This is a genomic window from Variovorax sp. E3 (assembly GCF_016082275.1).
GTDB lineage: Bacteria > Pseudomonadota > Gammaproteobacteria > Burkholderiales > Burkholderiaceae_C > Variovorax.
This window is the reverse complement of the sequence record NZ_MOWM01000001.1, coordinates 41,334-55,814: the sequence shown is the minus strand read 5'-3', so window position 1 is coordinate 55,814 and position 14,481 is coordinate 41,334. Positions and strand designations below refer to the sequence as shown.

The 14,481-nt window shown below is 68.9% G+C and carries 11 protein-coding genes, 1 tRNA gene and 2 pseudogenes; 9 read left to right on the top strand and 5 right to left on the bottom strand.

The window, feature by feature from the left end:
* Positions 1-44: 44 nt before the first annotated feature.
* Positions 45-1,064, bottom strand: coding sequence for an ABC transporter permease (locus BMG07_RS00280; RefSeq protein WP_198082681.1), 1,020 nt, complete (start codon positions 1,062-1,064; stop codon positions 45-47).
* Between the two features lie 131 nt (positions 1,065-1,195).
* On the bottom strand, positions 1,196-1,651 hold the full coding sequence (locus tag BMG07_RS00275) for an RbsD/FucU family protein (RefSeq protein WP_198082680.1): 456 nt from the start codon (positions 1,649-1,651) through the stop codon (positions 1,196-1,198).
* 268 nt (positions 1,652-1,919) lie between these two features.
* On the opposite strand from BMG07_RS00275, the gene BMG07_RS00270 reads away from it, so the two are divergent.
* The 9 genes from BMG07_RS00270 to BMG07_RS00230 all read left to right on the top strand — a co-directional run bounded on the left by BMG07_RS00270 (position 1,920) and on the right by BMG07_RS00230 (position 12,771).
* Positions 1,920-2,426 (top strand): sigma-70 family RNA polymerase sigma factor, encoded by a 507-nt coding sequence (locus BMG07_RS00270; RefSeq protein ID WP_307866814.1) that lies wholly within the window; start codon positions 1,920-1,922, stop codon positions 2,424-2,426.
* A gap of 4 nt (positions 2,427-2,430) precedes the next feature.
* Positions 2,431-3,402 (top strand): FecR domain-containing protein, encoded by a 972-nt coding sequence (locus tag BMG07_RS00265; RefSeq protein ID WP_198082678.1) that lies wholly within the window; start codon positions 2,431-2,433, stop codon positions 3,400-3,402.
* A 175-nt stretch (positions 3,403-3,577) separates the two neighbouring features.
* On the top strand, positions 3,578-5,998 hold the full coding sequence (locus tag BMG07_RS00260) for a TonB-dependent receptor (protein ID WP_269758479.1): 2,421 nt from the start codon (positions 3,578-3,580) through the stop codon (positions 5,996-5,998).
* Between the two features lie 20 nt (positions 5,999-6,018).
* Positions 6,019-7,212, top strand: a complete 1,194-nt coding sequence (locus tag BMG07_RS00255) for an ABC transporter substrate-binding protein (protein ID WP_269758478.1) — start codon at positions 6,019-6,021, stop codon at positions 7,210-7,212.
* Positions 7,209-8,264, top strand: a complete 1,056-nt coding sequence (locus tag BMG07_RS00250) for an iron ABC transporter permease (protein WP_307866813.1) — start codon at positions 7,209-7,211, stop codon at positions 8,262-8,264. The genes BMG07_RS00255 and BMG07_RS00250 overlap by 4 nt, the downstream gene beginning before the upstream one ends.
* Entirely contained in the window at positions 8,258-9,049 is a 792-nt protein-coding gene (locus tag BMG07_RS00245) for an ABC transporter ATP-binding protein (protein ID WP_198082676.1), read from the top strand. Before BMG07_RS00250 ends, BMG07_RS00245 begins: the two co-directional genes overlap by 7 nt.
* Entirely contained in the window at positions 9,046-10,209 is a 1,164-nt protein-coding gene (locus BMG07_RS00240; protein ID WP_198082675.1) for a serine hydrolase, read from the top strand. Before BMG07_RS00245 ends, BMG07_RS00240 begins: the two co-directional genes overlap by 4 nt.
* 11 nt (positions 10,210-10,220) lie before the next feature.
* Positions 10,221-11,339, top strand: a complete 1,119-nt coding sequence (locus tag BMG07_RS00235) for an FAD-binding oxidoreductase (RefSeq protein WP_307866812.1) — start codon at positions 10,221-10,223, stop codon at positions 11,337-11,339.
* A 61-nt stretch (positions 11,340-11,400) separates the two neighbouring features.
* Entirely contained in the window at positions 11,401-12,771 is a 1,371-nt protein-coding gene (locus BMG07_RS00230; RefSeq protein ID WP_198082673.1) for an FAD-binding oxidoreductase, read from the top strand.
* Positions 12,772-12,867: 96 nt separating this feature from the next.
* Here BMG07_RS00230 and BMG07_RS00225 read toward each other — a convergent pair.
* From BMG07_RS00225 to BMG07_RS00215, 3 genes and pseudogenes are all read right to left on the bottom strand, one after another.
* Positions 12,868-12,958, bottom strand: a tRNA-Ser gene (locus tag BMG07_RS00225).
* A 35-nt stretch (positions 12,959-12,993) separates the two neighbouring features.
* Positions 12,994-13,922 (bottom strand): annotated as a pseudogene (locus BMG07_RS00220) (SPFH domain-containing protein).
* Positions 13,923-13,968: 46 nt separating this feature from the next.
* Positions 13,969-14,393 (bottom strand): annotated as a pseudogene (locus tag BMG07_RS00215) (NfeD family protein).
* Positions 14,394-14,481 lie beyond the last annotated feature (88 nt).

Here is a 14,481-nt window from a genome sequence, read left to right as displayed (position 1 = left end):
TTGTCGACGACGCGCCAGGAGGGCGCTGGCGCGGCGGTGCTTGGTCATTTGCGGGACGGCGCGCCCGCGTTGTGCGAAGCGGAAAGAAAGGCGCGCAGATCGCGCAGGCTGAAGCGGGCGAATGCCAGGAAGAACAGCAACAGCAGGCCCCAGGCGCAATCGCGGAAGAAGTTGGAAATGCCCAGCAGGTTGAAGGTGCTCGACAGCAGTTGCAGCGCCACGGCCGAGAAGAACAGGCACACCATGCGCCCGTAGCCGCCTTGCGGCCGCACGCCGGCCATCACGGTGATGAGGATGGCGATCAGCAGGTAGGAGGTGCCGTAGTCCGACTTCACGCTGGCCGTGCGGGCCGCGATGATCACGCCGGCCGTGGCGGCCAGCACGCCGCACAGCGCGTAGGTCGCGACCAGCATGCGGGCCTGCGAGATGCCCGCGTAGCGCGCGGCCTTGGCGTTGGTGCCGAGCAGGAACAGGCGGATGCCGAAGGGGCTCTGCTTCAGCAGCCAGCCGGTGCCCAGCAGCATCGCCGCGAAGATCACGAACGGAATCGGCACGCCCAGCACCGTCTCGTTGCCGATGGCCGCGAGTGCTTCGGCATCGCCCACGCGCAGGCTGGTGCCGCCCGTGAGCACCACGGCGAAGCCGGTGTAGAGCAGTTGCGTGCCCAGCGTGCAGAGAATGGGCGTGAGGCCGGCGCGCGCGATGAGCACGCCGTTGAGCAGCCCGCCGGCAAGTCCCGTGGCCAGCGCGATGACCGCGAACCAGCCGGTGTAGAGCAGGGGGGCCGCATCGGGCGACGCCAGTTGCGGCGCGAGCGTGGCGGCCACCACCCCGGCCAGGTTGGCCAGGGCCACGCCCGACAGGTCGATGCCGCCGTTGCCCGAGATCATCGACAGCGCCACGCCCATGGCCAGCAGGCCCAGTTCGGGCAGTTGGCCGCCCATCGACTGGAAGTTGTAGACGTCGAGAAAGTCGCCCCTGGAGAGCACCGTCGCGACCACGAGGATCACGATGTTGATGCCGACCAGGAAGTTGAGTTCGGGGTCTGAAAGCTTGAGTTTCATGGTGCTGTCCTTCGACTTGTTTCTTGTGGGGTGGGCGTCAGGCTGCAACGGCCTTGGCGAACGTGAGGTCGGCCACGAAGATGCCGAGCACGGCTACGCCGCGCTGCTGCGCGCAGACGACGGGCATGGGATCAGGCCTTGGCGGGCGCGAGCACGCCTTTTTTGAAGATGAAGCAGCCGTAGAAACGGCGCTCGCCGGTGGCGATCACGCAGTAGGCGCGGCGCGCGGCCTCGTAGAAGGCAAAGCGTTCGATGGAGCCCAGCGGGCGCGAGCGGCCTTCGGCTGCGTCGATCTCGCGTTGCATCTCCTGCTGCACCGGCGCAATCTCGCCGGGCGCGCCCATGATCTCCATGCGCTGCGCCGGGGCGTCCACCGCGTTGTCCAGCGGCAGCACCGAGAGGATGGCGCGCGCCGCCTCGGTGGTGCCCACGCCGTCGATGCGCAGCAGCCGGCCCAGCACGGTCTGGCGCGCGACCGAGTCGGCTGGGAAATTGGCGTCGCACAGCACCAGTTCGTCGCCATGGCCCATGGCGCGCAGGGCATACAGCACGTCGGCGTTGAGCAGTGGATGGATGGACTTCAGCATGTTTTTCCTCCCTGGAAAGATTTGTCTTGTCGTCGTTGAGCGCGATTATTTCAAACAAGCAAACGTTTGCGCAAACGTTTGCGCGTAGGGTTTTACCCTGAGATCGCAAGAATCAGTCGACGCAACAAAGGGGCATGGACGAGCGCGCAGGGTCGCCGCCCGAGCGTGGCGCTGTGCCGACACCTTGGCCGCGAACGAAGGATGGGCCGCTAAAATGAGAATCGTTTACTTTCGTTTCTCGCTTTCGCCCCCGTCCCGGAACCCCTTCGTGTCTGTTGCCGAACCTTCTTTTTCCGCGGAGCTTCATGCGCTCTACAGCAATCACCATGGCTGGCTGCACACGTGGTTGCGCAAGAAGCTGGGCAACGGCTGCGACGCGGCCGACCTGGCGCAGGACACCTTCGTCCGCGTGCTGATCGGGCAGAAGCTCGCGGCGCTGCGAAGCGAGCCGCGTGCACTGCTGACGCACATCGCCAAGGGCCTGGTCGTCGACCACTGGCGCCGCCAGGACGTGGAGCGCGCCTATCTCGACAGCCTGGCGGCCATGCCCGCCGACGTCGCGCCTTCGCCCGAAACCTGCCTGCTGGTCCTCCAGGCCCTGCAGCGCATCGAGGCCATGCTGCGCGACCTGCCCGAGAAGACCCGGGACATCTTCTTCCTCGCCCAGTTCGACGGCCTGACCTACGCCGAGATCGCGAAGCAGCACGATGCCTCGCTGATCACCGTGAAGCGCCACATGCGCCGGGCTTTCGCGGCCTGCCTCGCGGCCGCATGAGCCGATGACGAACGCCGTCGCGCCCGGCGAACTGCTCGAGGAAGCGGCCGACTGGATGGTCCGGCTGCAGTCGGGCGAGATGACGGCGCAATCGCTGCGCCAGCTCGAGCAGTGGCGCACCCGCAGCACCGCCCACGCCGAAGCCTGGAAGCGCGCGGAGGCCGTGATGGGCACCTTCGAGATCGTGCCCAAGGCCATCGGCCGCCAGACCATGCAGCGGCTGGCCAAGCCGGGACGTCGCCAGGCGATGCGCGCGCTGGGCGTCGCGGCCCTGGCCGCGCCGGTCGCCTGGCTCGCGTGGCGAGACCCCGCCGTCGGCACCTGGCTCGCGGGCTGGAATGCCGACCTGCGCACCGCCGCCGGCGAACAGAAGACGATCACGCTGGCCGACGGCACCCGGCTCGTGCTCAACACGTCCAGCGCGGTCGATGTGGCGTTCACCGGCACCGAGCGCCGCTTGCGCCTGCGCCACGGCGAAATCCTCCTCACCACGTCGCACGACGATCCCTCGCCGGTCGAGCGGCCCTTCATCGTGCAGACCGCGCAAGGCACCGTGCGCGCACTCGGCACGCGCTTCTCGGTCGGCACGCAGGACGAAGGCACGCGCGTCACGCTGTTCGAAGGCGGGGTGCGCATCCAGCCCGAGCAGGCCGAACAGTCACTCGTGCTGCGGCCGGGCGAGCAGGCGCTGTTCAGCGCCACGGCCATCGAGCCCCCGCACACGGCGTCGCCGACCGCCGCGCTCTGGGAGCAGGGCATGCTCGTCGCAAGCGACATGCGGCTGGACGAGTTTGCCGCGGAGCTCGGCCGCTACCGCGCGGGCGTGCTGCGTTGCCACCCCGGCGTGGCGAGCCTGCGGGTCTCGGGCGCGTTCCCGCTCAAGGACACGGACGCCAGCCTGCAACTGCTGCAGAAAACCTTGCCGGTGCGCATCTCGACGATGACGCGCTACTGGGTCGCCATCGAGCCGCGCTGATTTTTTTCTCGTCGGGGGTGATACCTTTTTTCGTTTCGTACGGTGTACCGGGTGAAGGCGCTTCAGTGCGCCACCCAAAGCGTTCATCTGCGAAAGGATTTTCTTGATGGTCTCCGGCCTGTTCCCCCGCTCGCGCGAGGATGTCTCCCGTCGTTCCCACAGCGCGTTCCCCTCGATGCGCATGCCGATCGGCATCGCGCTCTCGCTGCAGTGGACCCTGGCCGGCCTGGGGCTCGCGGTGGTCGCGCCGCTCTCCGTGGTACATGCCGCCGAGCCTTCCAGCGCGAGCGTCACGCGCAGCTACGCCATCGAGCCCGGTCCGCTCGGCAACGCACTGGCGCAGTTCGCGGGCCTGGCGGGCGTGCCGCTGTCGTTCGACCCGACGCCGCTGGCCGCCATTCGCAGCCCCGGCCTGCGCGGCAGCTTCACGGTGCAGGAAGGCTTTGCGCGGCTGCTGCGCGATTCCGGTTATGAACTGATCGAGGCCGGCAACGGCGGCTATTCGCTGCGTGCCTCACCCGCGCCGAAGGCCGGCGATTCGGCCGTTCTTCCGACGATCACCGTCACGGCCGCCGAGCAGCTGCCGGGCGAACTGCCGCGGCCCTACGCGGGCGGCCAGATGGCGCGCGGCGGCCGGCTCGGCCTGCTCGGCAACGCGGACATCATGAGCTCGCCGTTCAGCACCAGCAGCTTCACGTCGGAGGCAATGACGAACCGGCAGGCCGCCTCGCTGCCCGAAGTGCTCAACAAGGACTCCTCGGTGCGCTTCACCGGCCAGCTCGGCGGCGTCACCGACTCCTTCTACATTCGCGGCCTGCCGATCGGCGAAGGCAACCTCAGCGAGGTGGCTTTCGACGGCGTCTACGGCGTGGCGCCCAACTACCACGTGTTCACCGAATACGCCGAGCGCATCGAGGTCGTGAAGGGACCGGCCGCGCTGCTCTACGGCATGTCGCCCAACGGCGGCGTGGGCGGCGTCATCAACCTCGTGCCCAAGCGTGCGCTGCCCGAAGACCTGAGCCGGGTCTCGCTCGACTACGGCAGCGGCTCACAGCTGGGCCAGCATGTCGACCTGAGCCGGCGCTTCGGCGCCGGCCGCGAATGGGGCGTGCGCTTCAACGGCGTGCACCGCGAAGGCGACACGCCGCTGGACAACCAGAAATCGCGCACCGACATCGGGGCCCTGTCGCTCGACTACCAGGGCGAGCGCCTGCGGGCCTCGTTCGACTTCCTCTCGCAGGTCGAGAATGTCGATGCGCCGACGCGTCCCTACCTCGTGGCCTCCGGCATCCAGGTGCCCGACGCGCCCGACGGCCGGCGCAACATCTCGCAGCCCTGGGGCTGGTGGAAATCGGACGGCCAGTCCGCGCTGCTGCGCGCCGAATACGACCTGAGCGACAAGATCACCCTGTTCGCCAATGCCGGCGGCTCGACGGTCAGCATCGCACGCCTGTCCGACCAGACGCCCACCTTGCTCGACGGCTTGGGCCTCACGACCTCCACGCCTACGAACTACAAGTTCAAGGTCGACCGGCATACGCTGGACACCGGCCTGCGCGGGCACTTCGAAACCGGCGCGATCAAGCACGCGGTGAGTTTCCAGGTCAGCAGCTACGAAGACCGCGTGGGGCTGGCCAACAACACCGGCAAGGCGATGCTGACCAACATCTACGCGCCCATCGACCGGCCCTACCAGAACATCGCCGAGCCGCTGCGCGCGCCGAAGGTCTCGGCCTCTCGCCTGTCGGGCGTGGCGCTGGCCGACACGCTCAGCGCCTTCGACGATCGCCTGCAGCTCACGCTGGGCCTGCGCCATCAGCGCGTGGAGTCGAACAACTTCAGCGCGAACACCGGCGCCGTGACCGCGCGCTACGACCAGAGCGCGGTCACGCCGATGGCCGGCGTGGTCTTCAAGCCGTTGCAGAACGTGTCGATCTACGCCAACTACATCGAAGGCCTGAGCAAGGGTGACACCGCCCCCAACACGGCGTCGAACGCGGGCGAGATCTTCTCGCCCTACAAGTCGAAGCAGTACGAGGTCGGCGCGAAGTTCGATCTCGGCGGCACGATGGCCACGGTGAGCGCGTTCCAGGTCACCAAGCCCAGCGGCCAGCTCACCGGCACCGTCTACGCGGCCGACAGCGAGCAGCGCAACCGCGGGCTCGAGTTCAATGTGTTCGGCGAGCCCGTGAAGGGCCTGCGCCTGACCGGCGGCCTCACGCTGCTGGACGGCAAGCTCACCAGGACCAACAGTCGCACCACGCTGGGCAACCGCCCCGTGGGCGTGCCCACGGCCATGGCCAACCTGAGCGCCGACTGGGACGTTCCGGGCGTCAGCGGCCTTGCGCTGAACAGCAGCCTGACTTACACCAGCAAGGCGTACGTCAACCAGGCCAACACGCAGTCGATTCCGGCCTGGACCACGCTGGACGTCGGTGCGCGCTACACGACCCGCATCGCCGGGCGCGCGACCACCTTCCGCGGCACGCTGGTGAACGCCACCAACCGCGCCTACTGGTCGGGCGTGGCGTCGTACGGCACGATCTCGCAAGGCATTCCCCGCACCTTCATGCTGTCCGCCTCGGTGGACTTCTAGGCCACCGGCCCCGCTGCGCCATGACCCGAACGAAGCTGTATCTCGGCGCGGCCGTCGCCGTCGCCGTCGCTCTTGCCCTGGCCGCCTTGCTGTGGCTCGCGCCGCGGCCGGGCGCCCCCGGCCCGACCGCGCCAGCCGATGCGCGCCCCCTGTCCACGGTGACCGATCTGCTCGGGCGAAAGGTCGAACTGCGCCTGCCGGTGCGCCGCATGATGCTCGGCGAGGGCCGGCAGCTTTACCTGCTCGCCGCGCTGGATACCGAAGACCCGATCGGGCGCGTCGTGGGCTGGCGCAAGGACCTGATCCAGTCGGACCCCGACACGTACGCCGCCTACCTGCGCAAGTTCCCACGCATTGCCGGGCTGCCGCAGTTCGGCGGCTTCGAGGACGGCACCTTCGACCTGGAGCTGGCGATTTCGCTGAAACCCGACGTCATCCTCATGAACATCGAGTCGCAGCGCGCCACCGACGACGCACGCTATGTGGAGCGGCTGCAGGCGGTCGGTATCCCGATCGTGTATGTCGACTTCAGGCACTACCCCGTGGAGAACACCGAGCCCACCATCCGGCTGCTCGGCCAGCTCATGGGCAAGGAGGCGCGTGCGCGCGAGCTCATCGATTTCCGCGCGGCGCAGATCCGGCGCGTGACCGATGTCATCCAGGCTGCCGCGCCGGCGCAGCCGCGTGTCTTCATCGAGCGCATCGGCGGCTACACCGAAGACTGCTGCCTGAGCTTCGGCAACGAGAACTTCGGCAAGTTCGTCGAGATGGCGGGCGGCACCAACCTGGCCGGCAAGATCATTCGCGGCACCTTCGGCCAGGTGAACCCCGAACAGGTGCTGGCGTCCGACCCCGAGCAGGTGATCGTGACCAGCGCCAACTGGGAGGCCTTCGTGCCCAAGGGGCCGTGGATCGGCGTGGGCCCCGGCGCCGACATGGACGAGGCCGCGCGAAAGCTGCGCGGCTTCACGCAGCGGTCTGCCTACGCGGGCACCACGGCGCAACGCAACGGCGCGTTCCATGCCATCTGGCACCAGTTCTACAACAGCCCGTACGACTTCGTCGCCATCCAGCAGTTGGCCCGGTGGCTGCACCCGGAACTGTTCGCCGAGCTGGACGCCGGCGCGACCTTCCGCGAGTTCCACCAGCGCTTTCTGCCGGTCGACTACGCGCCGGGCTATTTCGTCACGCTGCCCAGGGAGCCCAGGCCGTGAGCGCCGCGACGACGCCCGCGCTCGGGGCAACCTACCGGGCACTGGTGCGCCGCAAGCGCCTGGTTCTTGCCGTGCTGGCCGGCTTGCTGTTGCTGAGCTTCATGCTCGACATGGCCACGGGGCCGGCGCGCTACGACCTGGCGTCGGTCGCGCTCGCGCTCGTGTGGCCCGACAGCGTGCCGGTGCAGTTGCGCGTGGTGCTGTGGGACATCCGCATGCCCGTCGCCGCGATGGCGGTGGTCGCGGGCGCGGCGCTCTCGCTCGCGGGGGCGCAGATGCAGACCATCCTCAACAACCCGCTGGCCAGTCCGTTCACGCTGGGCATCTCGGCGGCGGCCAGCTTCGGCGCGGCGCTGGGGCTTGCCTTTGGCGTGAAGCTGTTCCCGCTGCTCGCCGACTACCTGGTGCCGGTCAATGCCTTCGTGATGGCGATGCTGTCCGCGGTGCTGATCCACCTCGTGAGCACGCGGCGCAACGTCGGCTCCGAGACGATCGTGCTGCTGGGCATCGCGCTGGTCTTCACGTTCAATGCCTTGCTGGCGCTGGTGCAGTACTTCGCCACGGAGCAGGCGGTCGCCGCCGTGGTGTTCTGGACCATGGGCAGCCTCGGGCGCGCCACGTGGCCCAAGGTGGGCGCCGTGCTCGCGCTGCTGCTGGTGATGCTGCCGCTGTTCGCGCGGCGCGCCTGGTCGCTCACCGCCATGCGGCTGGGCGACGACAAGGCCGCGAGCATGGGGGTCGATGTGCGGCGCCTGCGCCTCGAATCGCTGGTGATGGTGAGCCTGCTGGCGGCGCTCCCGGTGTCGTTCATCGGCGTGATCGGGTTCGTCGGCCTGGTCGGCCCGCACATCGCGCGCATGCTGCTGGGCGAAGACCAGCGCTACTTCCTGCCGGGTTCGCTGCTGGCCGGCGCGCTGATGCTGTCGGCCAGCTCGGTGGTCAGCAAGACGCTGGTGCCGGGGGCGATCTTTCCGATCGGCGTCGTGACGTCGCTGGTCGGCGTGCCGTTCTTCATTTCACTCATCCTTCGTTCGAAGGGGCGCTCATGGTGACGCTGCAACTCGAGAACGTCGGCGCCTCGTATGCGGGCCGGACGATCTTGTCGGAGGTGAGCACGCCGCTGTTCAAGGCCGGCGAGGTCGTCGCGCTCATCGGGCCCAACGCCGCGGGCAAGTCGACCCTGTTCCGTCGCATCGCCGGCCTGCTCGCCGGCCCGGGTGCCGTGCGGTTCGCCCCGGGCTCCCAGGGGCAGACGGGGGTCTGCTATATGCCCCAGGACGGGACCGTCACGGCCCGCCTCACGGCCTATGAAAGCGTCCTGCTGGCGTGCAAGCAGCAGCAACAGGGCTGGGCGGTGCAGGCCTGCGATCTGGCCAGGATCGACGAGGTGATGGCCGCACTGGACATCGAGGCGCTGGCCTTCAGGACGCTCGACGAGATGAGCGGCGGCCAGCGCCAGCTCGTCTCGATCGCGCAGGTGCTGGTGCGCGACCCGGACATCCTGCTGATGGACGAGCCGACCAGCGCACTCGACATGCGCCGGCAGGTTCAGGTGCTCGGGCTGCTGCGAACGCTCGCACGGCGGCATGGAAAGATCGTCGTCGTCGCCTTGCACGACCTGAACCAGGCGCTGCAGTTCGCCGACCAGGTGCTGGTGCTCGCCGGGGGCAGGGCGCCGCACGGCGGGCGTTGCGAGGAGGTGATCACCCCCGCCATGCTGCGCGAGGTCTACCGGGTCGAGGCGCGCGTCGAGCGGTGCTCGCGCGGTGCCGCGCGGGTCATCGTCGACGGCGTTGCGCAGGCGTGGGCATCGGCCGGACCGGGACCGACCCCATGAACGCACCATCGAATCGCAGCCGCATCGACCTCGACAACTGGCGCTGCGCGCCGAACGGCCGATGGAGCTTCCAGAATCTCTGCGAGATCGTTCCTGTCGCCACGGTGGGCTTGCGCAAGGAGGACGACGATGCGGACTGCCGCGAAACGCTCGAAGGTGTCGCGGTGCCCTACGCCGACGGGGAGCGGGTACCGCTGCTCGCGCATCTCGCGCGCTCCGAGGCGGACGCGCTGGTCGTGATGCGCGACGGCGTTCCGGTGGGCGAGTGGTACGCGCCGCATGTGGACCGCCACAAGCCGCATACGGTGTTCTCGATCACCAAGTCATGGACCGGCATGCTCGCCGGCATTGCGGCGCGCGAGCACGGGCTCGACCCCGAGCGGCCCGTTTCTGCCTATGTGGCGCTGCCCGCCGGCAGCGCCTACGGGAAGGCCCGCGTGCGCGACCTGCTGGACATGAGCGTCGACATCGAGTTCGAGGACAAGTATCTCGACCGCGAGGGCCTGTTCGACCGCTACCGCAGGGCCATGCTGTGGAACAGCGACCCACTCGGCACGGCCGAGACCATGGCGGGCTTCCTTCGCACGCTCACTTCCGCCAGGCAGGCCCACGGCCAGCGCTTCTACTATGCGTCGCCCAACACGGACATGCTCGGCCTGGTCATCGAAGGCGCGACAGGGCAGCGCTACCACGAGTACCTGGCGAAGCGGCTCTGGGAGCCCATGGGTGCGAAGGGCGCGGCCTATGTCACGGTCGACCGCGCGGGCACGGCACGCGCCGCGGGCGGCCTGTGCATGACGGCGCGCGACCTGGCGCGCTTCGGGCAACTGGTGCTGGACGGCGGCACCAACGGCGCCGGGCAGTCCGTGATTCCGCGCGCCTGGATCGACGACATGCGAACGCGGGGCAGCCGCCAGGCATGGACCGACGGCAACTTCAACGACATGTTCACCGACAAGGGAAGCTACCGCTCGTGCTGGTACAGCACCGGCAACGGGCGCGGCGCGTTCTGCGCCATCGGCATTCACGGCCAGTGGCTGTGGGTCGACCCGACCAGCCGGCTGGTGACCGTGCGCCTGTCCTCGCGCGCCGCGGTCAGCGACGACGCGGCCAGTTCGCGCGAGATCGCCATGATGGAAGCCATCTCGCGGGCGCTCTGAGCCGGCATTCGATGCCGGGCGTTTTCCACCTGTCTCTTTGCCTATCGCCTATGAAAAAAGATGTCGTGATCGTGGGGGGCGGAATGGCCGGCGCCTCCGCGGCTTTCTTCCTGTCGCGGCGCATGTCGGTGGCGTTGGTGGAGCGCGAGGCCACGCTGGGCCACCACAGCTCGGGACGCACCGCCGCGCAATACACGCTCGGCATTTCGGCCGACACCATGCGCCGCATGGCGGCCGCCAGCAAGCCCTTCCTCGAGCGCCCGCCCGTCGACTTCCCTGGCGGCCCGTTGCTTGCGCCGCGCGGTTGCCTCACGGTGGCGCGCAGCGGGCAAGTGTCGGGCCTGGAGCGCATTCGCGAACAGATCGAGAGCGTGGGCGCGCGGGCGCGGATCACCGATGCCGGCGAGACGATGGCGCTGTTCCCGGCCTTGCGCGCCGAAGGCGTGGTCGCCGGCCTGCATGAGCCGGGCGCCATGGACCTGGACGTTGCGGCGCTGCTCGAGGGCTATGTGAACGGCGCCAAGGCGCGCGGCGCCGTGTTCGCGTCGGGCGAGGCGGTGCTGTCGATCGAGCGGCGCGCAGGCACGTGGCACGTGCGCACGGCAAGCCGCACCGTGGAGGCGCCGGTGCTGGTGAATGCGGCCGGCGCATGGGCCGACCAGGTGGCCGTGCTGGCCGGCGAGACGCCACTGGGCTTGACGCCCCTGCGGCGCACGGCGTTCAACTTCGTGGCCGAAGGCAGCGCCAGCCCCGACGCGTGGCCGTTCGTCAGCAACCTCGACTACCGGTGGTACATCCGCCCCGAGGCAGGGCGCATGCTGGGCAGCCTGTGCGACGCGGTGCCCGCCGAGCCCGGCGAGGTGCGCGCGCGCGACGAAGACGTGAAGCAGGCCATCGCCCACATCGAGCGCGACACCGCCTTTCGCGTGACGCAGGTGCAGTCGCAATGGGCGGGCCTGCGCACCTTTGCGGCCGACCGCAATCCGGTGGTGGGCGCGCGCGCGGCTCGCAGGGATTTCATTGGCTGGCCGGGCAGGGCGGTTGCGGAATCCTTGCTTCCCCGGCGCTGGCGCAGGCGCTTGCCGCGTCGGTCTTCGGCGACGAGCTGCCGTCCGTGCACCGCGAGTTAGGCGCAAGCCTGGCCGCGCTGTCGCCCGACCGCCGGACCCTGTCCACCTCTCATTCCGAAGCATGACCTCGCCAAGCCTGTACCCGCACCCGCCGGACGACGCCTTTGCGCGCAGCCGGGAGACCGGGGGAGCGTTCCCCGCGCGGGCCGACGTGGTGGTGCTGGGCGGTGGCATCGTCGGGGCGGCGTCGGCCTGGTACCTGGCGGGCATGGGCCTGAAGGTGGTGCTGGTCGAGAAGAGCAAGGTGGCCTCGCAGCAGTCGGGGCGCAACTGGGGGTTCGTGCGCACCCAGTACCGCGACCTGGCGGAGATGCCGCTGGCGCTGGAGGCGCTGTCGATATGGCCCGGGCTCGAGCGCGAACTGGCGTGCGACATCGGCTGGCGCCGCGGTGGCTGTGTGTTCGTTGCGAAGGACGACACCGAGTGCGACGCCTTCAGCCGCTGGCACGCGTCGGCCCGTTCGGTTTCGCCCGACGCGCGCATGCTGTCCGGCACGCAGGTGGCCGCGTTGCTGCCCGCCTTCACGCCGCGGGTGCCGGGCGCGCTCTACACGGCGAGCGACGGCCAGGCCGAGCCCGCGCTGGCGACGCTCGCGCTGGCCCGTGCGGCGCAAGCACGTGGCGCGCGGGTGCTCGAGGATTGCGGAGCGATCGAGATCGACACCGCCAACGGCGCGGTCAGCGGGGTGCTGACCGAGCACGGCCTGATCCGCACGCCGGCCGTGGTCTGCGCGGCGGGGGCCACCTCGCATCGCTTTTTGTCGAAGTTCGGCCTCGTGCTGCCGCAGCAGGTGGTGCGCAATACCGTGTCGCTGACCAAGCCGCTGCCGCCGCTCAGTGAATCGTGCTTCTGCGGGCTCGGCCTCGGCTTGCGGCAACGGCCCGACGGTTCCTGCATCCTGGCGGCCGAGTCCATGTCGGACATCGACCTCACGCTGGACACCCTGCGCGCAGCAAAGTACTTCCTGCCGGCCTTCGTGCGCAACCGCAAGACCTTCGCGTTCCAGTTCGGCAATGCGTTCCTGCGCGACATCCGCGACAGGCTGTCGACGCCGCACAGGGAGCGCGCGATCGAGCCGCGCAGCCCGCACATTCCGCCCAATGCGCGCCGGGTCGACGAGGTCACGCGGCTGTTCGGCCAGCTGTTCGGCGGTGCGCATGCGGTGTCGGTCGTCAAGTCGTGGGCCGGCAACATCGACGTGCTGCCCGACGCGCTCCCGGTGATCGACTGCCCGTCCCAGGTGCCGGGGCTGGTGGTGGCCACGGGATTCTCGGGCCACGGCTTCGGCCTGGGGCCGGCCGTGGGGCGCAACGTGGCGCGGCTGGTGGCGGGCGAGCTGCCGACGGTGCCGCTCGAGGCGTTCAGGCTCGAGCGTTTCGCGCTGGGCAACTTCGCGCACCCGCACGCGCGCTTTGAAGGCGCGGGCAACTAGCTTGGTGGCGTTGAACCGGCGGGGGCGTGCCGGCCGATCAGTCGGCGCAAATAAAAACGGCGCGATGCCTTGTGAGCATCGCGCCGATTCGATAGTTGGCGGAGCAGGCGGGATTCGAACCCGCGGAGGGCTATTAACCCTCACACGCTTTCCAGGCGTGCGACTTAAACCGCTCATCCACCGCTCCTGAGCCTCCGATTGTAGCGTGGCTTTGAGCCGTTTTCAGGCCGGACCGGAGGTTTTGCCCGTCTGAATCATGCGCATGGCCGACGAGATCAGTGCGGCGGTCTCGGTCATGTTGCTCGGCACGATCAGCGTGGTCTTGGAATCGGCCGCGACCTTGCCGTAGGCATCGACCGCGCGCTCGGCCACCTTCAGTTGCACGGCCTGCTCGCCGCCGGGCTGGCGGATGGCGGCGGCCACGCGTTCGATGGCGTCCGCCGTGGCCGTGGCCACCGCGGTGATGGCGGCGGCTTCGCCCTGCGCGTTATTGATCTGCGCCTGCTTTTCGCCCTCGGAGCGGGCAATGAAGGCCTCGCGTTCGCCGGTGGCGATGTTGATCTGCTCCTGGCGGCGGCCTTCCGAAGCCGCGATCAGCGCGCGCTTGCCGCGCTCGGCGGTGATTTGCGCCTGCATGGCCAGCAGGATTTCCTTCGGCGGCGTCAGGTCCTTGATTTCGTAGCGCAGCACCTTCACGCCCCAGTTGAGCGCGGCCTCGTCGATGGCGGCCACCACCTGGGCGTGATGACGTCGCGCTCTTCAAAGGTCTTGTCGAGCTCGAGCTTGCCGATCACGCTGCGCAGGGAGGTCTGGGCGAGTTGCGTCACCGCCACGATGTAGTTCGAAGAGCCGTAGCTCGCGCGCATCGGGTCGGTCACCTGGAAGTACAGGATGCCGTCGACCTGCAGCTGCGTGTTGTCGCGCGTGATGCAGATCTGGCTGGGCACGTCGAGCGGGATTTCCTTAAGGCTGTGCTTGTAGGCCACGCGGTCGATGAACGGAATCAGGAAGTTGGGCCCGGGCGTCATGGTGCCGTGGTACTTGCCCAGGCGCTCGCGCACCCAGGCGTTCTGCTGCGGCACGAACTTGACGGACTGGCTGATGAAGATGATCGCGATGACCAGGATGATGAGAGGGACCGAAAATTCCATGGTGCGCTTCCTTTTCTGAGTTCTACGGACACTACTGACAGACTGACTAAACCTTGTCGACGACCAGCCGGCTGCCGATCACCTCGACCACGCGGTGCTCGCCGATCGAGGGCGTGCGGCCCGCGGGCGGCACCACCGTCCACTGCGCGCCCCGGTAGCGCACGGTGGCCGTGCCGTCGGCGTTCCAGGCCTCCACGTGCACGATTTCGCCGATGTCGAGGTTCACGTCGCGGTTGGTGCCGGTGGGCGGGGCGGGCGGGCGCTTGCGCTGGATCGAGTACCACACCAGCACCGACCCCACGCCGATCACCGAGCCACGATCAGCTGGGTGACGATGCCGAAGCCCAGGTGCGCCGAGAGGGCGGCGCCCGCGAAACCGGCCGCCAGCAGCAGCAGGTAGACCGTGCCCGAAAGCAGCTCGACCACGATGGCCGCCCCCGCAATCAGCCACCAGACGGTGGAATTCGCCATGTCGACTCCTCTTTTTGCTTGTTCGATGCGCGCCATTCTGAGGCATGCACTCCAAGCGCTTGGCCTGCGTAGGGGTACTGGCGCCAGA